We start from the raw sequence: 20,699 nt of genomic DNA on the forward strand, positions 1-20,699 counted from the left end.
ATCGCTACTCTCTCAACAATTAAGGGAAACGTGGGAATTGACCGAAGTCAGGGTCACGTTTTTCTTTGAACGCATCGCGTCCTTCTTTTGCTTCATCTGTCGTGTAGTAGAGAAGCGTTGCGTCTCCAGCGAGTTGCTGAAGTCCGGCAAGACCATCTGTATCTGCGTTCATTGCTGCTTTCAAGAAGCGAAGCGCTGTAGGTGAGTGTTGTAAGATTTCTTGGCACCACTTGATCGTTTCTGCTTCGAGTTGATCGAGTGGGACCACCGTGTTGACGAGTCCCATGTCGAGTGCTTCTTGTGCATCGTATTGACGGCAAAGGTACCAGATTTCACGAGCTTTCTTATGGCCGATGATCCGTGCCAAGTATCCAGAACCGTATCCTGCATCGAACGAACCGACTTTAGGACCTGTTTGTCCGAAGCGAGCATTGTCCGCTGCAATCGTCAAGTCACAGACGACATGAAGAACGTGTCCTCCGCCGATTGCGAAACCTGCGACCATGGCGATGACCGGTTTTGGAATGACACGAATCAAGCGCTGAAGGTCGAGGACGTTCAAGCGTGGGATTTCATCTTCCCCGACATAGCCGCCATGTCCACGAACTTTTTGGTCCCCACCTGAACAGAATGCCTTTTCGCCTTCACCTGTCAAGATGATGACGCCGACTTCTTTATCGTCGCGCGCGCGAGCGAATGCATCAATCAATTCATTGACCGTCAACGGACGGAATGCATTGCGCACTTCGGGACGGTTGATGGTGATTTTGGCAATCCCGTTCCACGTTTCATATTTAATGTCTTCATACGTCCGGACCGATGTCCAGTTCGCTACTGATTCCATTTTAAATACCCCCTAAAATCAATTTCTTTATTATTGTACCAAACTCTGATGCATTCTCGATATGAGGAGCATGCCCTGCGTTTGAAATTTCATAGATTTTAATATCTGGTCGCTCTTCCTGCATGTGTCTTGCGATGGCTTTGAACTTGAGATCGTCTGACCCGACAATCAAGTCGGTACGGGGGAGACGCTGCAATGTGCCCCATAAGGACGGCATATGTCCCGTACCGATTGACCGCAAACTGTTTGCGAGGGCATTCGGGTGTTGGGCGAGCCGATCTTTTCGGAGTGAACGTTTCATGTCTTCCGTCTGTCGCCAAAGCGGAAGGTTCTCCCAACGATTCACGAATGCAGCGATACCCTTGGTTTCAATCAAGTGAGCCAATTCTGCATCTTGGCGGCGGCGTGCGGCTCGTTCCTTAGAAGTGAGCAGACCGGGGGTCGTGCTGATCCCGATGACATGTTCGACACGCTCGTCGCATGCAGCGAGTGTCAATGCGATTCTCCCACCGAGTGAATAGCCGACGACTGTCCAAGGTCGGTCGTCCGTATCCAGTAAGCGGGACAAATCTTTAACTTGCTGACTCATTGTCGAACGATTGACTGAAGGGCGCTCCGTTGCGCCATGTTGGAGGAGCGACGGTGACACAAGACGAATCGGTAATGCAGGGAGCGAATCGACCCAATGGGCGTTTCCGGTGAATCCGTGTAAAAATAATACCGGTTTTCCCTCACCGCGATGAATCACTTCATAACGTACGCCACGTAAATCGATGTTCATGATTCGTTCTCCGTGATGAGGCGAGCGCAGACAGATTGTGTCCAACCTCGATGGATCGTCACATTCTCCTCACGATTCGATGGGAATTCGATTAAATGAACGCCATCTTCAATCGCTTCTTGAATTTCATCTGGTCGTTCAATTAGACGATACGATAAGCCATATGTGTCAGCGAATCCACGGATATTTAAATCAAGCGGTGTGCCGAACAGATCTTCGAACAACTGTGTGTCGACAGAAGCCTGCGGGAGGAAGGAAAATATCCCTCCACCGTTATTGTTAGCAATCACGACGGAAAATTTTCCAGGATGATGCTTTAACAGTTGCAAGGCGTTGCTATCATGATAGAACGCTAAATCACCAATCAATAAAGCGCCGTGAGACGTATCATAACTGCTTCCGAGTGCAGTGGATAACACACCATCAATTCCGTTTGCGCCTCGATTGGCGAGAACGTGTATATTCGTGCCGGCAGACAGTGATGTATCTATATCTCGAATCGGCATGCTATTACTGACGAATAGACGCTCAATCGATGTATCGAGCAATCGTTTCGTCAATTCCGCTTCACCTTGAAGTGACGATTTTGCAGACTCGGCAACCTCTTCAAAAAAGCGTAAACGTTCAAGGTACCGAGGTTCGTTTACGGATGCGATGAGCGGTAGAAAATCGAGTGCGTCGCCGTAACAGATCGTGGCACGGCTACTTGGGTCGCGATAAGATCCCGGTTCATCGATGACGAGTTGGTCCGCCATGGCCATCCATTGATTGAAGCGTTTCGAAACAGGTGCAGCCCCGAAACGGACGAACACCTCAGGCAGCCAATCGGTCCGATGCTCACTTGCGAGCCACGTGTCATAGTTGGTCAAGACGCCGTCGAAACGTCGCATGCCGCTGAGAGGATCGGCGAAAATCGGGATCTGTCGCTCGGAAGCAAATTCAACGATGGATTTCTGCCAAGATGTCGGGGTGTAAGGTCCGACGACGAAGGCGAGTTGTTTGTGACTCGTCCGTTCTGAGAAAATGTCTTTATCCGCCTGTGTCGGCCGGATACGCTGTCGTTCTGGCAAGACAGGGTCAGCCTTCAATATCTGTTTCAATGACTCGATATCCGGAAGCAGTGGTTCTCGGAACGGCACATTCAAATGAACGGGTCCCATCGGTGCTTGCATCGACAGATTCGTGAAACGGGTAATCGTTTGTTGCATAAACGATAACGTCGCCTCCTCTGGAACGGGCAAATCAACGCTTGTCTTCACTTGTTCCCCGTAGAGGCGGACTTGATTGATTGCTTGTGGAGCCCCGACATTACGCAGTTCATAGGGACGATCGGTCGTCAGTACGACAAGTGGCAACTGCGATATGAACGCTTCTGTCACAGCCGAATAGTAGTTTGTTGCCGCCGTTCCACTTGTGCAAATCAATGCGACCGGGCGAATTGTTTCGGACGTACGGGTCAGTCCAAGAGCAAAAAATCCGGCAGATCGTTCATCGACGATGATGTGATGACGAATCTGAGGATGAAGATATGCCGCTACAGCGAGCGGAGTCGAGCGGGATCCTGGGCTGATGACTACGTCTTTTACACCGGACGCAACAAGCCGATTTACCATGGATGCGACCCAATCGGTCAAAACCTTATTCATCTAGGGTGCCTCCTTGATCGTGTAAATCAAACTGTAAAGCTTGTTTGATTGGACTCATTTTTATTTCTGTTTCTTCGAGCTCTTGCTCGAGTGCAGAGTCTTTCACAATCCCACATCCAGCATACAGTGCGACGAATTGGTGTTGAACGAGTGCAGAGCGGATTGCCACGACAAACTCGCCGTCGCCTTCATTGTCTACCCAACCAAACGGAGAACCGTACCACCCGCGGTCGAATCGCTCGATTTCACGAAGCAATCGGACCGATGTCCGCTTCGGAGAGCCGCCGAGTGCTGGAGTTGGATGTAGCGATTCCGCAAGTGACAGCAAGGAAGCATTTGTTTCGAGTGTCGCTTGAATTGGGGTGTGTAGATGGAACACCGAGCGATTTGCCAAAATTTGCGGAGTATCTCGTGTTTGAATCGGTGCAGTATAGGGTGTCAACGCCTGCTTGATGTCTTTCACGACAATTTGATGCTCCTCACGATTTTTTGAATCGTTTAGGAGTTTCTCTTTCGCAATTTCTGCCTCGATCTCGGTTTTCGGACGCTTGATTGTCCCGGCGATGGCAGCTGTGTTCAGTTGCATGCCTTCTTTTTGAATCAATCGTTCAGGAGTCGCCCCAAAGAAACCAGTGTCACGCTTTGGTTGATACAAATAGATGTAACTAGATTCTTGATGATCTGCTAAATGCTTCAAACTTTTTGAGAAGGGGAACGCATCATCGGAACGCTGATAAATTTCTTCGCGGGCAATCACGATTTTTTCAACTCGTTCTTCTTCAATCAACTGTTTAGCCTGTTGGAAACTGGACTTGAAGTGATCGACCCCATCTTTCACTTTTGTATAAGACGGCGTCGCTTCTTCCGTCGGACGAAGTGAACTGAACTGGGCCAACTGATCTGCCAATTGAATCAAATACTGTTCGACCGACTGCTTCGAAGAGACGAGAGTGGCCACTGTCAACGTGTGTCGGTCTTTATAGCGACGGTATAAAAATTTTGGGACGACGAGTGATGCCTCCCCAAAGGCATCCCACATACTTTTTTGTGGTCGCATAAACGTGTCGAATGAAAAACCGGCGAACGCGTGGATTGTCGCATCGACATCTCGTCGGTGAAGACTCCAATCGTATTGAAGTCGCTGAAATCGTTCGGGTCCAGAAGCGCTCAAGACGAGTGCATCCCCGCAACCTAGCATTTCGAGCGTCCGGTCTGGTGTCATGAAATAATAATGGGACGTATCGGTGTTCTGGATGATTTGAAAAGCATCGAACGCCGAGATTTCCCATGTGTATGATGCGAGGACAGGCCGTTGCCAAGCTCGAGCCCGTTTATGGGCCTGCTCAATTCGCTGTTTTATATGTGTTTGAGTATCTGGCATAAAAGAAAAGCCTCCTCAATCCGATAGAATTCTCAATCTTTAGTGTATCATGAGTTCGCAATACACCTGCCTATGAAATGCTCGGGAAATGATCAAGAATCTAGGATAATGGGCTGGCGTTGACAGATTTTTTCATCGAGACGTAAACTAACGAAGGGAGGGAACGAAATGAAACAGAAATCGAAAGGGGCATATTGGCGAATGATTCGCCCGCATACCCTGACCGCAAGCTTTATTCCGGTCTTGCTCGGGACGTTCATCGTCCTCGATCAAACCGAACTCAAGTGGGGACTTTTCCTTGCCATGTTAGTGGCATCTGTCCTTATTCAAATCGCGACGAACTTATTTAACGAGTATTATGACTACAAGCGTGGTCTTGATCATGAGGGGTCCATCGGAATCGGAGGCTCCATCGTACGTGATGGATTTACACCACAGCAAGTATTAGCGATTGCGCTCGGCATGTATACGATTGCGGCACTACTCGGGCTCTACATTGCGGCATCCACAAGCTGGCATTTGCTTTGGATCGGCGCCTTGTCTATGCTTGTCGGCTACTTATATACTGGAGGGCCGCTACCGATTGCCTATACGCCGTTTGGTGAAATTGTCGCTGGGCTATTCATGGGATATGTCATCATCGGGATTGCCGGCTTTATCCAAATCAATACGGTGACTACGGAGTTGCTACTCGTGTCGTTCCCGATGGCCTTATTGATAGGGGCAATCTTACTTGCGAATAACATCCGTGATTTAGATAACGATAAAGAGAATGGCCGAAAAACGATTGCGTGTCTGGTCGGTCATCGACGTGCGGTGTATGTATTGGCAGCGTTCTTTATCGCGGCATTAGTCGGCATCATCGTCGCCGTCATGTTTTATGGCGTCACTCCATGGGTCTTGCTGTCACTCTTAACGGTGCCGGTCATGATCCGGGCGATTCAACGGTTTTGGCAGAAGGCAGAACCGGCCGCGTTGATGCCTGCCATGGCGATGACAGCGAAAGTCAATACGCTGTTCGGGGCGTGGATGGTCGTCGGACTCATCGTTTCAAGATTTGTGTTGTAAAAAAGAGGAGGCGTTAACGTGTCAGTCGTAAAAGAAATGCTTGAATTCAATAAACGTTTCGTAGAGGAAAAACAGTACGAACCGTTCGTATCTGATAAATTCCCGGATAAAAAAATCGTCATTTTGACGTGTATGGATACACGTTTGACGGAACTATTACCTCAAGCGCTAGGACTTAAGAACGGAGACGCTAAAATCATTAAAAATGCGGGTGCGGTCTTGTCGCATCCATTCGGTTCGGCCATGCGATCGATTTTGGTCGCACTCTATGCGCTAGGAGCAGAAGAAGTTGTCGTTGTCGGACATTACGATTGTGGGATGGCGGCGATTGAACCGACTGTCGTCATCGAAGAGATGGAGCGTCGTGGAATCGACCCGCAAACGTTGAAGACGCTAAAGTCTTCAGGAATGGATTTGGAGCAGTGGCTACATGGATTTGATTCAGTTGAAGAGAACGTCGTTCATTCTGTTAACCTGATCAATAACCATCCACTGTTACCACCAGGAACGAATGTACACGGATTCGTGATTGACCCGGCGACGGGACGTCTTGATCCGATTGAAGCATAAGAAAGGAGCGCGTTCACCTTGAACGTGCTCCTTTTGAATTATCCGTACGTGTTCGTCGGGATGTCGTCAAAGTTATCTTCCTCTTGCTTTTGTTTCGCTTTCTTTTTGTTCTTTTTGAAGTCGCGTTCGTATTCCTGTTCACTCGGTGTCTTGAAGAAGCGCATCCATGTCGCGTTGATTTCAGATCCGATTAAAATAATCATCCCGGTTAATTGTAACCAGAGCAACGTGACGATGATTCCTCCGAGTGAACCGTAAGTCGAGTCGTAACTCCCAAAGTTTGAAACGTATAGGCTGAAACCGAATGAGACGACTTGCCAACCGATGACACCGAAGATGGCACCGGGGATAGTGCTTTTCCAAAAGACGTGCTGTTGTGGAGATACTTTATAAAAAATCGAGAGCGTTAAAATGAGGACAACCGTCGTAAGGACATATCGAAACACGTTGATCATCATTTCTTCGGCTCCGGTGATATTGACGGGTAAATACTCAGTGACGAACGAAATGATTTGAGAACCAAATACGTTCGATAGAATCAGCAGTAGCATCCCGATTCCAAGGAGAATCGTCAATCCGAGTGCCAACCCTTTTTTCACAAAAAAGTTACGTTCATTATCTTCACCATAAGCATGAAGGGAGGTCGTGATGAGACGGTCGACCCCTTTTGCGGCGGACCAAATCGCCAAAATCGCACCGAGCGATAAAAGACCGCCTCGCGGTTCGCCGATTGCTTCGAAAATTCCCGTTAAAAACCCGGAAGCTGCGGACCCGGGTGCCAAATCGTTCAATTGATTCTGAAACGAATCTTGTGAGACATCGAAAAAGGACAAGAGCGCCAAAATAAAGATGATTCCAGGAAAAATGGATAAAAACCAAAAGAATGCGAGGGTAGCCCCGTAGTCTTGTACATCATGCTCTTGAAATCGTCGAAATAACTCTTTCCCAAATGAAAGCCAATTCTTTTTTTCCTTCACTTCTGTCATTGCCATTATAAAACCCTCCTGACTCAATCGTTAAAAAACGTTTCCCGATTTCGGCAGGGTGTACACCTGATTACTCCTCCGATAAGGTCAAATCATAAAAGCGTTCCTCATGTGAGGCGAGTTTTTCAGCAAGTGAAGGTGGACGAACGGGGAGATGAGGGAGTGCAGACCGTTTGATCCACATCGGTGTATACGATCCGTTAGTCTGTTCTTCTTGGAACTCTTCACCTGTCCCGGTTCCGAATTCACCACCTGTCATCTTCGCCCAATAATAAGGATTTAACTCATTATTAAACGCAACATGGGCAGCGACACCTTCTAGTTCTACGTGAACACCGAGTTCTTCAAATGCTTCACGTACGGCTGTTTCTTCTGTTGTATGCCCATATTCGACTCCGCCACCTGGAAAAACATAATAGAGGACGTTTTCTTTCTCGCGACGGATCAAAGCCACTTCATCTTGATCATTCATTAAAATAATCGCGCTTCTTAATTTCGTTCGAACCACTGAGATCGTTCCTTTCGTTCCTGTAATTTTGCACAAAACGCACCGACGATTTGCCGATGCGTTCTTTTCATTCTTGCGTAGGTTGTTCTAATGATGTGTACATTTCTTGCGTCAATCCGTTCTCGTGAGAGGCGATGACTTTTCCTGCGACGCGCATGCCCAATCGAAGCGCCTCTTCAATCGAATGTTGTTTCATGAGCTCCGAGATGACAGCGGAGAAGAATGAATCACCCGCTCCTGTGGAGTCGGCGACTTTCACTTTTGTCGTCGGGACGTGACCTTGTTCGTTCGTACGAAGGTCGACATATACAGCGCCAAGCTCACTCATCGTGACGATTGTGAGGGGAGCACCTTTCATGGCGAGTACTTCCGCGACGCGAAGGGCATCGTCCACTGTGACGATTGACATGTCGGACAAAATTTCCGCTTCCTCACGACTGCAGATGAATCCTGTGAATCCTTGAAGCAAATGACGGTTTCGTTCGATGACGGATAGATGGCCACAGACACCATAAAGCGGTAAATCCATTTCACGGCATAGTTCAATCGTCTCGTTCAAGACGTTGACTGATAAGTCTAAATCGATGGCGACTGCGTCGCTCTCTTCGAAGACCGTATCGATTTGACGTAAAATCGCTTCTTCCATACGGGCTTCGTCTGGTTGTTTCGAAATAGATGTTTGAAGATCGCCGTTGTTGTCCATTACAGCGAGCCACATTCCCATACCATTATCGTCAAGCATGTCGACCCCATCGACGTTTACATTCAAGCAACGTAATTCTTCTAGGACACCGACACCGATTTGGTCGTTCGTGACGGTCGAGACGAAGCGGACATCGTTGCCGAGCACACCTAAGTTTTGAGCAACGTTTCGACCTGTTCCGCCATTGGAAAAAGTGATGTCGCCGACATTCTTCGCATCTTTGTGGAGCGGTGCAAAGGAAGTCCCTTTAATATCGACAAACACCTTGCCGATGACTGCAATCGTATTCATATCTTGTACCACCTTTAGTCAATCTTTCGATCTGTTTCAGTCTGTAGACACATTGTTTCAATTATAACGAAATCGACATATTGTTTCAATCATCGATTCCATTTTGTCGAATGGATCACTCCCACGATGACGTGAGGAGTCGGAGGCCGTTCAAAATAACCAAAATGGTTGAGCCTTCATGTCCTACAACCGCGAACGGCATGATGAGTAACTCAAAGATGTTCGTTGCAATCAAGACAAGAATCACACCGAGTGCAAAAACGACGTTCTGTAAGACGATTCGATTTAATTTGCGCGATTGACGAATGGCGTCACTCAATCGGACGAGGTCGTTTTTCATTAAGACGACATCTGCCGTTTCTAGTGCGGCATCCGTTCCTTCGCCCATGGCAATCCCGACGTCGGCTGTCGCAAGGGCAGGGGCATCGTTGATTCCGTCGCCGATCATCCCGATTGTTCCATATTCCTCGCGTAACGTCTTGATTTGCGAAACCTTCTCTTCGGGCAAACATTCGGCGATATAGCGTGTCAATCCGGCTTCGTTCGCGATGGCGCGAGCGGTCGCCTCGTTGTCCCCGGTAATCATGATCGTCGCAATCCCTAAGTCGTTCAACCGCTGGATTGCTACTTTTGCCTCAGGGCGTAGTGTGTCACGTAAAGCGTAAGCACCGATTGTACGTGACTCGTCACTGATAAAGACGAGGGTGTGACCAGCCTCTTTCAATCGTTCGACATCATGTTTAAAGAAATCACCGCTTTGGTCAGCGAACTTCTGTTTTCCGACCCGATACGTCGTCCCGTCAATCGTTGCTTCAATTCCGGAGCCTGTGATGTCTTTGAAGTGTGTCATTTCCCCGGTATGTTTTCCGGTGTAGGAAACGAGCGCTTCAGCAAGTGGATGCATCGAATGCTCTTCAATCAAACTGACAATTCGGTTGACGTCCTCCTCTTCTAATGAAGGTGAGATGAGCGCTTCTTGCACAATCGGTTTCCCAATTGTGAGTGTCCCGGTCTTGTCAAAGGCGATTGCTTTTAGACGTCCCATGTTCTCGATATGAGCACCGCCTTTAAAGAGAATCCCGTGTTTTGCAGAAGAGGCGATGGCAGCCAGCGCGGCCGGTGTGATGGCGGCGACGAGTGCGCAAGGGGAGGCGACAACGAGAAGGATCATGCCGCGATAGATACTCGTTTCAAGAGACCACGACGTGACGAACGGTCCGAGAATGATGATGGCCGCAACAGAGAAGAGCACGATTTGAACATAACGTCCTTCATATCGATCGATGAACTGTGCAGACGGTGATTTCTCTTCTTGTGCTTGTTGGACCATTTGAATGATCTTTTGGAACAGTGTTTCCGTCGCAAGTTTTGTCACTTCGATCGTCAATACTCCGTTCAAGTTGACGCTCGATCCGAACACGTCATCACCGACTTGACGATCAACAGGGACGGATTCGCCTGTGATAGCGGCTTCTTCTACGGAAGCATTCCCTTTTACAATTTTTCCATCGACCGGAATGCGTTCACCAGGACGGACATAAATCCGATCTCCGACACGAAGGTCGTCGATATGAACAACCTCGAGTTCATCAGTGTCTGTTAGACGAGTCGCCTGTTCCGGCTGTAATTCCATTAACGATTCGAGGGCACGTTCATTTTTGTTCATCGTATACGTCTCGAGTGCCCCGGATAAAGCAAAGATGAAGATGAGGATTGCCCCTTCCATCCAGTACCCAATCGAAGCGGCACCAATGGCGGCGATAATCATGAGAAGCTCTACATTTAGCGATTTCGTCTCAATCGTATCCGAAATCCCTTCTTTCGCTTTTGCGTATCCTCCGATAAAAAAGGCGGATAAGTAAAGTGTGACATGAATCCAAGGCGCTCCGCCTTGTGTTTCGGCGATATAAGCGAGTACAATCAATACACCGCTAATGAGCGCCATGATCAATTCAATATGTTCGTACCAGCTAGCCCGTTTGAAAACGTGGCTTTTTTCGTGCGTAACCGATTGGACGTTCATCGATAATCCCTTCTTTCTAATTGAGAATAAATCTCGATTAAATGATAATGACTGATGATGATTATCATCTTCAATTGGCTTAAAATAAAGAATTTATAGAAATTTAATCTGAATCCTTTATTTATAATTATTATTATCTAGGTTTATCTTAACACGCTTATCAGTGACTCACAAATAAAAAGATTAAGGAGTTTTTGTGTCATGCAAAATATATTTGAACGCCCTTGGACGGTGGCGTTATTGGCGATTTTCAATACGTTGTTATGGGGGAGTGCGTTCCCATTCATCAAGTTGAGTTATGAGAAGCTTGATATTCAATCGAACGAGTATGGGCAACAACTATTGTTCGCTGGCGAGCGTTTTTTACTCGCAGGGATTCTATTGCTCATCATCAGTCAGACCGTATTGAAACGGTCTGTCCGATTGACACGTGAAAAGGTTAAAGCGTATGCGCATCTCGGTTCATTTTTGACGTTTCTACAATATTTGTTCTTCTATATCGGACTTTCCATTTCGACCGGGGTCCAGGGATCGATCATTGCTGGTTCTACTTCGTTTTTCCAAATGGCTCTCGCTCATTTCCGATATGAAGACGATAAATTGAATCGATTGAAGGGGTTTGCTTTGACGTTTGGTTTTTCCGGAATTGTCATCGCAAACTGGCCGGCGACCGGATCTGAAGTTGGTTTTGGCTTAGGAGAGATTTTACTCATCTTGGCGATGGTATCCGGAGCATTCGGGAACTTGATAGCGAAGGACTACTCGAAGACGTATGATGTTGCCCCGATGACGGCTTGGGCGATGGTGATCGGTTCAGTTGGGTTACTGCTGATCGGCTATCTATTAGACCCGAATGGTGTTTCCATGCCGTACACCGCACAGACGATTGCGTTCCTGTTTTACTTGGCGATGTTGTCAGCGATCGGATTTACATTGTGGAACACATTAATGAAATACAATCCGGTCAGTCGAATTTCACTCTATATCTTTTTAGTTCCCTTATTTGGTGTCATGTTGTCAGGGATTTTACTCGGTGAAACGATTCCGTGGAATGCGGTGGTCGGACTCGGATTCGTTATTGTCGGCATTTATTTATCTACGTATTTTCAAGGTCGCCGCACAAAAAAAACAAACGGATGTCATTTGAATTAGAGACAGAGTTGACGGAATTGAAATCCCATGACAAAATATATTAAAAATTCTGAATTTTAAATTTCGAAAATCGGTCTTCGTTTGTAAAGACTTGCGTGCGCAATCATTCAAAGGGAGGAGGAGAAACAATGACTAGAAATCGAATCGTTCGAAACATTCTCATCTCACGTCAGCCGAAAGATGAGTACGTCAAGTACGTGATGAAGTGCGTGAGTCAAAGTTTAAAAGAACGTCACGGTCCAGTGGCGACCCGCGCCACAAGACAAGGTGATGATATTCAGACGAGATGGCAGTTCGATGACCGTGTCGTAGAAGTGACGCTAAAATCCGATGTACTCGCTTCGCTAGACACTGAACCATTCGCGCTAGACGAAGTGTTCATCCGAGCTTTGCAGTTAAACGATGATGAAATGGAACGAGTAGTGGAATAAAACAGAGGCAGGTGGTTCATGGGAACCATCTGCCTCTGTTTATAAGTCGATTGGTTTAGCGGTCGACGTGAAGAGTCGTAGCGCCAGAATACCGAGAATGACGGCATACATAAAGAAATAGATCTCTTTCGGTAAAGACAACCAGAAGGCACCGATCATTGGACCTGATATCGAACCGATGCTGAATGAAATACTGTAAAGCATGTTTCCCGTCGGCAGTAACGATCGGGGAAGCACCTCTGTCATATGTGCCAAACCAAGTGAATAAGTCGATCCTAGCCCGGCGCCGGCAAGTGCGAATAGGAAGAGTAGACCGATATAGGAATCGACAACAAGATTCGCCAAAGTGAATACGAGTGTGCCAAACGTCAGCACGATTTGTAAGATCCGCTTCTTACCGTACAAGTCTGCGAGGCGACCAAGAGGAAGCTGAACGACAATCGACATGACGATGAACGTCGTGATGAGTGTGCTCGTTTCCGTCAAACTCATCCCATTCCGAGACGTAAAAATGGGAAAGTTGGCATTTAAGCTCGCTTCGAGAAACCCATATGTAAAGGCAGGGAGAAGCGTGTATCCCGCACCGACAAGAATCAGGCGAATTCGTCCTTTCGAGTCGGTCTTCACTTTTTCGACCTCCGGAAACTCGTTCTCGACTTTAAAGACGAGCATCAACGAAGCGAGACAGAAGAAGACGATAATGAGGAACGGTAACCAAAACCATAGGTCGACGAGTGGTGCAATCAATGGACCGATGGCAAAACCGAGACTGAAAGACATTCCATAATACGCCATCGCTCGACCGAGACTGCTCTTTTCACTTGCTGAGGTCACCCATACTTGTGACCCGTAGTGTAGAGCCGAGTCGCCGAATCCGATGAAGAAGCGCATCATCGCCCAAACGAGTAAGGACGGCCAAATCGGTAAAGCGAAGGTCGCGACAGCCGTCAATACGATACCGAGGACGATGGTCGGTCGGAATCCATATTTACGGACGAATCGCTCCAGGAGAGGCGCAGAGACGATCACACCGACGTAAAGCATCGTCGCGTTCAGTCCGTTCACCCAGGCCGGGGCCCCATCCCGTTCAATCAACGTAGATAAGAGTGGGATGAGCGCACCTTGAATCAAACCGGAAATAAAGACAATCAATAGTAAAATCATAAAACGAAAACGGAGCATAGGTTCACCTCATGAAGTCAAAGTAAAAAGCCGAGAAGGGTCTCAGCTTTTCGTGTCGTCAATCGGTTGTGGAGAGTGATTCAAATGCAGCAATTCATCATCCCAACTGCCTTGACTAAACATTTCATCATGCTCTACTTTGTCTGAAACGAATGCGGCTGTCAATAAGATGCTCAGTACTCCGCCAAAAATAATGATGGCCATCACGGTAATCATGAGGATATAAATCGCAGTCATCTACACGCACCTCGATTCATTTAATATACAGAACATTTCCCGAATCGAAATATTTAAAACGATGTAGCTTTACGAGATTGGAAATCGACCGTCGGATAATATGCTTGTTTAACGAGTGCGTTCGGCCCGAGACACTTCACGGCAGGGCAGTGACAAGAGAGTGTAGCGTTCAATTGGCTGTTCGTCCACGTATCATACGCCTCTTGGAATGGTGTGTCATAGACGGTGCCGAGTGAACCGAGTTCATCACCGAAATCGGTCACGATGATCTGTCCGTCAAAGATATTCGTGTTGAGACGAGAACGTCCATCTGGGTCGTTTCGAACGGTCACGTTTTTTGTTTCATGAAGTCGCTTCAACAGAGCACGGTCTTCAGGTAGGTCAGAACATGCATAGAATGGTAACGTCCCGAACAACATCCATACGTTCTCGTCACGGACATCGAGTAAGTCATGGATGGCTTGTCGCGTATCAGCGAGCGATGCTGATTCGAGGGCGCTAGCGAAGTCTGCGGGGTACATTGGGTGCACCTCATGCCTTTGGCAACCGAGCGATACAATTTCTTCATGGATCTCTTTCAAGTGCGGAATCGTTCGTTTGTTGATCATCGTCTCCGCGGACACAATGATTCCTTCAGATGTGAGAGCACGTGCGTTGTCTTTCATCGTCTGGAGCATTTTCAATCGTGCCTCTTCACTTGGTTTCCGGTTCATCATCGCGAATCCGCCTTCAAGGAAATCGGCATCGGTACCCCAGTTATGCGAAATGTGCAAAACGTCCAAGTAAGGGGTAATAAGATGATAGCGAGATAACGGTAGCGTCAAGTTCGAGTTGATTTGCGTGCGCGCCCCACGTTCTTTCGCATAACGTAACAATGGAACGACATAGTTGCGGACCGATTTCATAGACAGCATCGGTTCACCGCCTGTGATGGAGAAGGCACGCAAATGTTCGATCTCATCCAGTCGTTGAATCAACAGGTCGAGCGGAACTTCTGGTTCTTCTGTTTGGTCTAGCATATAACCGACCGCACAATGTTCGCAGCGCATGTTACACAGCTTCGTTGTAGTGACTTCGACATTGGATAAGACGAGTCGACCGTGTTCGACTTGGTCGAGATAGGCTTCCCAAGGGTCGAAAGTTGGGGAAATGTTTTGCATGTGGATTCCACCTTTTCATCAAGTTACACGAAATAGTATGCTATAATAGCAACTCTTTGTCACGAACCAAAGGAGCGATTACAAGATGGGTAAATCACGAACAGATACTGCCGGAAAGATGAACGTCCTAAAATCGAGAACGGAATTACTCTGTCTATCGGTCAATACGCTAGACGAGCATACGACACCTGAAGATTTACATCGCCTGTTAGCCGACATTGATTCGTTGCGCGCTAAAGTAGTGCGTTACGCCAAAGACCTAGAACAATCGTCTCGAAAGGATGAATCAGATTGAAATTAATCACAGGAGATTTTAAAGATGTCACGGTCGAACGACTTGGCATTAATGGAGAAGGCATTGCGACACTTAATCGCATGGTCATCTTCATTCCGAACTTATTGCCGGGAGAACGAGCCAAAGTCGAAATCACGCGTGTGGAAAAAAACTATGCGGAAGCGCGTGTCGTCAAACGAGATAACGACTCGAAAGACCGCGTCAAAGCACCTTGTCCGATTTACGATGAGTGCGGGGGCTGCCAAATCCAACATATGAGTTCACGTCTGCAGATGGAGTATAAGGAAGAAATCGTTCGAAACGCCTTCCGTCAAAAGACGAAACTAAACGTGGACAAATCGGATATCCGTCCAACAATCGGAATGGAAGATCCATGGTATTACCGGAACAAGTCACAATTCCCACTCGGCACGCGTCGCGGTGAGATCGTATCAGGTCTCTACAAACCGAACTCGAACCATCTCGTGCCGATCGAGCACTGTATGGTCCAACAACGGGATACGACGAACATCAACAATGCGATTGTCCGTATTTTAAACGAACTTGATATTCCCGTCTACGATGCACGTCGCGACACGGGGTACGCGCGTACAATCGTCGTCCGCTCGGGTTATAACACGAACGATGTTCAAGTCGTTTTGGTCGTCGGACATGAAGATGTCCCTGATTTAGATGAATTGAGCGACCGCATCATGGAATTGCCGAATGTTGTGTCGTTCCATATCAATATCAATGCAAACCGTTCGGGTGTTATTTTCGGTTATCGGACAGTTCACATCGCCGGTCAGGAGAAAATGGATGAACAATTAGACGACGTTCATTATCACTTATCACCACGCGCATTCTTCCAGTTGAATCCGGCACAGACAGAAAAAATGTACCGTGAAGTGGTCGAGGCCGCAGGATTGACGGGTGAAGAACGTGTGATCGATGCGTATGCAGGAGTAGGGTCGATCGGACTTTGGTTAGCCCCATATGCGAAAGAAATCCGTGGAATGGAAGTCGTGCCGGAAGCGGTCGAAGATGCCAATGACCATATGCGTGAAAATGGCTATAACCATGTCACATACGTCGAAGGGCGTGCCGAGCATTGGATTCCACGTTGGGTAAAAGATGGATGGATCCCAGACGTCATCGTAGTCGACCCGCCACGCACAGGGATGGACCATCAATTGATCAATTCCATCATCTCTTCTAAAACGAAGCGGATCGTTTACGTGTCATGTAACCCGCAGACGCTCGCACGTGACGCCGACCAGTTGATGAAAGCGGGATACAAAGTGAATTACGTACAGCCGTATGATATGTTCCCACAGACATCTCATGTCGAGTCGGTCGTCGTATTCGAGAAAAAGAAAAAGAAAAAATATTGACGAGACCGTGAAAAGGCTTGTCACGTAAGCGTTTTCACGATATAGTTCAGATGTCAGACTTCTTTTCAAATATAGAAGTGGAGGAACATCCTATGATCTCACAAGAACGCGTACAAGAACTCGTCCATAAAGCCATCGAAGCGCGCAAACGCGCCTATACACCGTATTCAAAGTTTAAAGTAGGAGCTGTCGTCATCGATACATCAGGAAACGAAATTACAGGATGTAACGTGGAAAACGCCTCGTACGGACTATCGATGTGTGCCGAACGCACAGCCATTTTTAAAGCCGTGTCAGAAGGTAGTGACGCGATTGAAACGGTCGTCGTCGTCGGTGACACGGAAGGCCCGATTTCACCATGCGGTGCGTGCCGCCAAGTGATTGCTGAATTCGCTGGCGAAGATTTCACGTTGATTCTTGCAAACTTGAACGGTGATACGAAAGTGATGACGAAAGAAGAGATGTTGCCTTACGGATTTTCACCAAAAGATTTAACATAACAAGCTGCGGACGTTTGTCCGCAGCTTGTTTATGTGTCTTTATATTTCTTTTCACTCACTGAGTCATCTTTGGAGTGACGTTTATTCTTTTCATCCTTCACTCGTTCGTTCAATTCCTCTACAGGAATCGGGTCGACGGTTTGCATGCCGTCTTCGTCAAAGATGCTTTCTTTGTCCGTGTCTACCGCGTCCGGATTATCAAACGGACGTTTCGAAGTGGGTCGTTTCTTCTCCATCCAATCGCCTCCTTCCATTAGCCATTCCACTCGTAGAAATGTTGTAAACGTTTTCGATAATGGTTTTGAGATTATAAAATGGTGGAATGAAGAGTGCATAGTGAAGGAGGGGTTAGGATGGATCGGAAAGTGTTGATGGGGATTGTCTTAGGTGTTGCCGGTGCGGCGCTCGTTGCACCAAAAGTGGCGGCACTGCTTTCACAACGTGAGGAAGAAGATACGTGGCAGAAGATGGATGAACGGGAAAGCGTCGATGCGAATCAAGATGAAGCGGAGCAAGGGCTCACGCAACTTGATTCAAGTCACCGTGCCGAATGGCAGGCGAACGGTTTTCCACAGACGCATGCCGAACGCGAACGACTTGAACGAGAGTCGGTCGAACAATATAAAGGGAAAGACATATGAATAGGCAGCCATCGCGGCTGCCTATTTACATATCAAATTCATCGTCAGGTAAAAGCGGCAGACCGACAGTGACAGTCGTTCCTTGTCCGACTTCAGAGCTGAAATGAAGAGACCCTTCATGTCGCTCGATAATGTGCTTCGCAATGGCCAAACCGAGACCGGTTCCGCCATCTTTTCGTGTCCGTGATTTATTGACACGATAGAAGCGTTCCGTCAATTTGTCTAAATCTTCTTTCGGGATGCCTCGACCTTCGTCGCGTATTTCCGTGATTGCATATTCGGTTTCGGCGAACGTTTTCACATGAATCGTCTTGCCAGCATCCGTATATCGGAGCGCGTTGTCGAGAAGATTGCCGATGACTTGTTCGAGTCGGTCATGGTCACCGAGGATGATCAAGTCGAAGTCTAAATCCGATTCGATTGTCACGCCTTTCGCACGGGCAATCGGTTCAAGACGATAGAGGACGTCTTCAAGTACTTGCGAGTAAACGACCGGTTCTTTCGTCATCGGGTACGAATCGCGCTCTAGCTGGGCGAGATCGAGTAAGTCCGTGACAAGGCGCTGAAGCCGGTTCGTCTCGTTCTCGATGATGTCATAATATTGTGCCCTCGTTTTTTCATCCAATGACTCATCTTGGAGCATCTCGGTATAACCGCGGATGTAAGAGAGTGGCGTGCGAAGTTCGTGACTGACGTTAGCGAGAAACTCTTTACGCTGTTCTTCAACAAGTCCGAGCGATTCCGCCATCGAGTTGAGCGTGTCTGCTAGTTCACCAATTTCGTCATCGTAGACAATCGGAATGCGGTGGGAGAAATCACCTTGCGCATAGACTTGAGAGGCACGCTTCATCTGAATGAGTGGTTGGATGATCGTGTCGATGATCTGTTTACCAAAAATGAGCAAGTTCACAATCATGAGGACGAGTAAAAACGTGATCATGAGCCGAATCGGTTGGAACGGTTCACTGATTTTACTGAGCTCCATATACAAAATGAGTGCATTGTCGAGTTCATCGTCGCGGATGAGAGGAAATGCGGTCATCAAAATGTCGACGTCCTCGGTCGGATGTTTCCGGGTCACCGAGATGGCATAACCGTCCTGCAACCGTTCGAGGTCCTGCTGCCTTAAAAAGGTTTTACCGGAGCCGAGTGTGTCCTCTCGAACGGAGGAGAGGAACACTTTCGTTTCGGTCAATTCGTTCGTGTACGTCATGCTATCGGCGAACGCGTCCGAGAAACCGTCGGCCTTATAGATGGTGACAAGTTTCTCACCGCGATTGATGAGCAGTTCTTCTTGCGTTTGAATATAGAACTTGTCGTACAGATAAAACGTCATGATGAGAAACACGAACGCTGAGAAGAGGCTGGCTGTCCAGATGGTAATCCAAATCCGCTTCCTGATCGTGTATCGTTTCATCCGTTTGCCTCGAATTTGTAGCCAATTCCCCAGACTGTCTGAATATAACCGCCCGCCTCGCCGAGTTTCAGGCGAAGCGTCTTAATGTGAGTATCCACCGTGCGAAGGTTTCCATGATACTCGGTCCCCCAAATCTGATCAAGTAATTGTTCACGGGAGAATACTTTTTCGTCGTTCGTGATGAATAGGTAGAGCAAATCAAACTCTTTTCGTGTCAAGTTGACGGTCTTCCCTTTCACACTGACGGTACGTCCTTCGATATCGATTGAGAGGACCCCGACATCAAACGTCGCTTCTTGTTCTTTTGAGAAGCTGTGCGTGCGACGGAGCGTCGCTTCGATTCGTGCGAGTAATTCGCGTGGGCTAAACGGTTTCGTGATGTAATCGTCTGCCCCGATTTTGAGGCCGTGAATGCGGTCGAGCTCTTCTGAGCGTGCCGTCAACAGGATGATGGGTACGTTTGAGAACTCACGGATGCGCATGCAAGCCGTCAATCCGTCGAGTTCCGGCATCATCACATCAAGTAAGACGAGATGGAACGTCTCTTCTTTCAAGCGTTCAATCGCTTCAAGGCCGTTTGAGGCGGTGACCGTCTCATACCCTTCTTTTTCTAAATTTGATACAAGTAAATCGCGCATTTGTTCTTCGTCGTCGGTCACGAGGATACGAAACATTGATTCTGACATATGCCATTCTCCTTTGCAAAACGGTTAACGGGAGTTGTGATAAATCCCTCATACTTCTATCATACCTATCTCTTCGAATTAGAACAGATTTATTCGGCTCCGACAAGTTCCCTCCATCAAATCCACACAAAAACGCCACAAAAAAGCCAATTCTTTGACAGAATTGGCTCATGCTTCGAGTTGTGCCTCGTATGGCACTTCGTATTCCGGGACGTGTAGGGCATGCAAGTATAGTTGGAAGCTCGACTTGGATACTTCATATAAAACATACTCCACGTCACCTTGGTTGATCTCCGCAAGCAGTTCGGAACGAATCTCGTTCGCGCAAAACGCGTACGGAAGCTTCTCTGCTGCAGCAATCGATCGTTCATTCGATTTACGGATTTTTAAGAACACACTTTCAATATCAAGATCGAAGAACAGTTCTGAGAAGAACGCCTCTTTCGCCACTTGATTATAACCTTTGCCGTGATACGGCTTGCCAAGCCACGTGCCAAGGAATCCATATCCGGATTCGACATCGAACAAGCTAATCGTCCCAATCGGGGTGCCATACTCGTTCGTGATGGTACGTGAGATGATATTTCCTTGCTCTTCTAGCTCGATGACTTGCTTCGTGCTAAATAAAAACTCGTCAAAATGGACCGTCTTTTGACGGACATACGGAAAGACATCTGGGTGTTGCATCAGTTCGAACAACTCCGCGCAGTCGGTGAGCTCACGAAATTTGAGCACCTTTACATTCCTCCTCCTATTTCAGACCGCTGAAGAATAGTCGTAACGAAAGCATACTTCTGGCTTCGCTGTTCGAACCGCCTTGGCTG

The 20,699-nt window shown here is 47.6% G+C and carries 23 protein-coding genes; 8 read left to right on the plus strand and 15 right to left on the minus strand.

Annotation, left to right across the window (positions count from 1 at the left end; all coding sequences use genetic code 11):
• Window positions 1–19: 19 nt before the first annotated feature.
• From menB to KNO79_RS13195, 4 genes are read right to left on the minus strand one after another with little or no spacing between them, the layout of a single operon-like run.
• A complete protein-coding gene (gene menB / locus KNO79_RS13180) occupies window positions 20–844 on the minus strand; it encodes a 1,4-dihydroxy-2-naphthoyl-CoA synthase (RefSeq protein ID WP_015880852.1) in 825 nt (274 codons plus the stop codon).
• Window position 845: 1 nt separating this feature from the next.
• Window positions 846–1,625 (minus strand): alpha/beta fold hydrolase, encoded by a 780-nt coding sequence (locus tag KNO79_RS13185; protein ID WP_074037725.1) that lies wholly within the window; start codon window positions 1,623–1,625, stop codon window positions 846–848.
• Complete coding sequence (menD, locus tag KNO79_RS13190; RefSeq protein WP_074037724.1) at window positions 1,622–3,271, minus strand: 2-succinyl-5-enolpyruvyl-6-hydroxy-3-cyclohexene-1-carboxylic-acid synthase; 1,650 nt, start codon at window positions 3,269–3,271, stop codon at window positions 1,622–1,624. Before menD ends, KNO79_RS13185 begins: the two co-directional genes overlap by 4 nt.
• A complete protein-coding gene (locus KNO79_RS13195) occupies window positions 3,264–4,652 on the minus strand; it encodes an isochorismate synthase (protein ID WP_074037723.1) in 1,389 nt (462 codons plus the stop codon). Before KNO79_RS13195 ends, menD begins: the two co-directional genes overlap by 8 nt.
• A gap of 168 nt (window positions 4,653–4,820) precedes the next feature.
• On the opposite strand from KNO79_RS13195, the gene KNO79_RS13200 reads away from it, so the two are divergent.
• Window positions 4,821–5,720: a 1,4-dihydroxy-2-naphthoate polyprenyltransferase gene (locus KNO79_RS13200; RefSeq protein ID WP_214691489.1), complete on the plus strand. Its 900-nt coding sequence runs from the start codon at window positions 4,821–4,823 to the stop codon at window positions 5,718–5,720.
• Between the two features lie 36 nt (window positions 5,721–5,756).
• Window positions 5,757–6,290, plus strand: coding sequence for a beta-class carbonic anhydrase (locus tag KNO79_RS13205; RefSeq protein ID WP_074037968.1), 534 nt, complete (start codon window positions 5,757–5,759; stop codon window positions 6,288–6,290).
• A 38-nt stretch (window positions 6,291–6,328) separates the two neighbouring features.
• Here KNO79_RS13205 and KNO79_RS13210 read toward each other — a convergent pair whose 3' ends face one another.
• The 4 genes from KNO79_RS13210 to KNO79_RS13225 all read right to left on the minus strand — a co-directional run bounded on the left by KNO79_RS13210 (window position 6,329) and on the right by KNO79_RS13225 (window position 10,801).
• Window positions 6,329–7,282, minus strand: a complete 954-nt coding sequence (locus KNO79_RS13210; RefSeq protein ID WP_074037721.1) for a YihY/virulence factor BrkB family protein — start codon at window positions 7,280–7,282, stop codon at window positions 6,329–6,331.
• 64 nt (window positions 7,283–7,346) lie between these two features.
• Entirely contained in the window at window positions 7,347–7,784 is a 438-nt protein-coding gene (locus tag KNO79_RS13215; protein ID WP_051829356.1) for an NUDIX domain-containing protein, read from the minus strand.
• Window positions 7,785–7,851: 67 nt separating this feature from the next.
• Window positions 7,852–8,778, minus strand: a complete 927-nt coding sequence (locus KNO79_RS13220) for a carbohydrate kinase family protein (RefSeq protein ID WP_031421089.1) — start codon at window positions 8,776–8,778, stop codon at window positions 7,852–7,854.
• A gap of 115 nt (window positions 8,779–8,893) precedes the next feature.
• Entirely contained in the window at window positions 8,894–10,801 is a 1,908-nt protein-coding gene (locus tag KNO79_RS13225) for a heavy metal translocating P-type ATPase (RefSeq protein WP_074037720.1), read from the minus strand.
• A gap of 201 nt (window positions 10,802–11,002) precedes the next feature.
• Here KNO79_RS13225 and KNO79_RS13230 point away from each other — a divergent pair, with 201 nt between their 5' ends.
• Window positions 11,003–11,953, plus strand: a complete 951-nt coding sequence (locus KNO79_RS13230) for a DMT family transporter (RefSeq protein WP_196431545.1) — start codon at window positions 11,003–11,005, stop codon at window positions 11,951–11,953.
• A gap of 128 nt (window positions 11,954–12,081) precedes the next feature.
• Window positions 12,082–12,384 carry a hypothetical protein gene (locus KNO79_RS13235; RefSeq protein WP_031421094.1) on the plus strand — a complete coding sequence of 101 codons (303 nt, stop codon included), beginning with the start codon at window positions 12,082–12,084 and terminating at the stop codon, window positions 12,382–12,384.
• Window positions 12,385–12,423: 39 nt separating this feature from the next.
• On the opposite strand, the gene KNO79_RS13240 is transcribed toward KNO79_RS13235, so the two are convergent.
• The 3 genes from KNO79_RS13240 to yfkAB are packed head-to-tail and all read right to left on the minus strand — an operon-like array spanning window position 12,424 to window position 14,963.
• Window positions 12,424–13,566: an MFS transporter gene (locus KNO79_RS13240; RefSeq protein WP_031421096.1), complete on the minus strand. Its 1,143-nt coding sequence runs from the start codon at window positions 13,564–13,566 to the stop codon at window positions 12,424–12,426.
• A 42-nt stretch (window positions 13,567–13,608) separates the two neighbouring features.
• A complete protein-coding gene (locus KNO79_RS13245; protein ID WP_015880865.1) occupies window positions 13,609–13,803 on the minus strand; it encodes a hypothetical protein in 195 nt (64 codons plus the stop codon).
• Window positions 13,804–13,856: 53 nt separating this feature from the next.
• Window positions 13,857–14,963: a radical SAM/CxCxxxxC motif protein YfkAB gene (yfkAB, locus tag KNO79_RS13250; protein WP_214691490.1), complete on the minus strand. Its 1,107-nt coding sequence runs from the start codon at window positions 14,961–14,963 to the stop codon at window positions 13,857–13,859.
• An 85-nt stretch (window positions 14,964–15,048) separates the two neighbouring features.
• On the opposite strand from yfkAB, the gene KNO79_RS13255 reads away from it, so the two are divergent.
• From KNO79_RS13255 to KNO79_RS13265, 3 genes are all read left to right on the plus strand, one after another.
• On the plus strand, window positions 15,049–15,258 hold the full coding sequence (locus KNO79_RS13255) for a hypothetical protein (RefSeq protein WP_015880867.1): 210 nt from the start codon (window positions 15,049–15,051) through the stop codon (window positions 15,256–15,258).
• Entirely contained in the window at window positions 15,255–16,631 is a 1,377-nt protein-coding gene (gene rlmD / locus KNO79_RS13260) for a 23S rRNA (uracil(1939)-C(5))-methyltransferase RlmD (protein ID WP_074037716.1), read from the plus strand. The genes KNO79_RS13255 and rlmD overlap by 4 nt, the downstream gene beginning before the upstream one ends.
• A 92-nt stretch (window positions 16,632–16,723) precedes the next feature.
• Entirely contained in the window at window positions 16,724–17,131 is a 408-nt protein-coding gene (locus tag KNO79_RS13265; RefSeq protein ID WP_078146373.1) for a cytidine deaminase, read from the plus strand.
• A gap of 29 nt (window positions 17,132–17,160) precedes the next feature.
• On the opposite strand, the gene KNO79_RS13270 is transcribed toward KNO79_RS13265, so the two are convergent.
• Window positions 17,161–17,367: a hypothetical protein gene (locus tag KNO79_RS13270; protein ID WP_074037714.1), complete on the minus strand. Its 207-nt coding sequence runs from the start codon at window positions 17,365–17,367 to the stop codon at window positions 17,161–17,163.
• A gap of 117 nt (window positions 17,368–17,484) precedes the next feature.
• On the opposite strand from KNO79_RS13270, the gene KNO79_RS13275 reads away from it, so the two are divergent.
• Entirely contained in the window at window positions 17,485–17,772 is a 288-nt protein-coding gene (locus tag KNO79_RS13275; RefSeq protein WP_074037713.1) for a hypothetical protein, read from the plus strand.
• 25 nt (window positions 17,773–17,797) lie between these two features.
• On the opposite strand, the gene KNO79_RS13280 is transcribed toward KNO79_RS13275, so the two are convergent.
• The 3 genes from KNO79_RS13280 to KNO79_RS13290 form a co-directional block, all read right to left on the minus strand.
• On the minus strand, window positions 17,798–19,189 hold the full coding sequence (locus tag KNO79_RS13280) for a sensor histidine kinase (RefSeq protein WP_031421106.1): 1,392 nt from the start codon (window positions 19,187–19,189) through the stop codon (window positions 17,798–17,800).
• On the minus strand, window positions 19,186–19,875 hold the full coding sequence (locus tag KNO79_RS13285; protein ID WP_074037712.1) for a response regulator transcription factor: 690 nt from the start codon (window positions 19,873–19,875) through the stop codon (window positions 19,186–19,188). The genes KNO79_RS13280 and KNO79_RS13285 overlap by 4 nt, the downstream gene beginning before the upstream one ends.
• A 168-nt stretch (window positions 19,876–20,043) precedes the next feature.
• The gene (locus tag KNO79_RS13290; protein ID WP_159563577.1) at window positions 20,044–20,610 is read right to left on the minus strand and encodes a GNAT family N-acetyltransferase; all 567 of its coding nucleotides are present in this window, start codon (window positions 20,608–20,610) and stop codon (window positions 20,044–20,046) included.
• Window positions 20,611–20,699: the final 89 nt, after the last annotated feature.

The organism is Exiguobacterium sp. s43, from assembly GCF_018617255.1.
Lineage (GTDB): Bacteria > Bacillota > Bacilli > Exiguobacteriales > Exiguobacteriaceae > Exiguobacterium > Exiguobacterium profundum.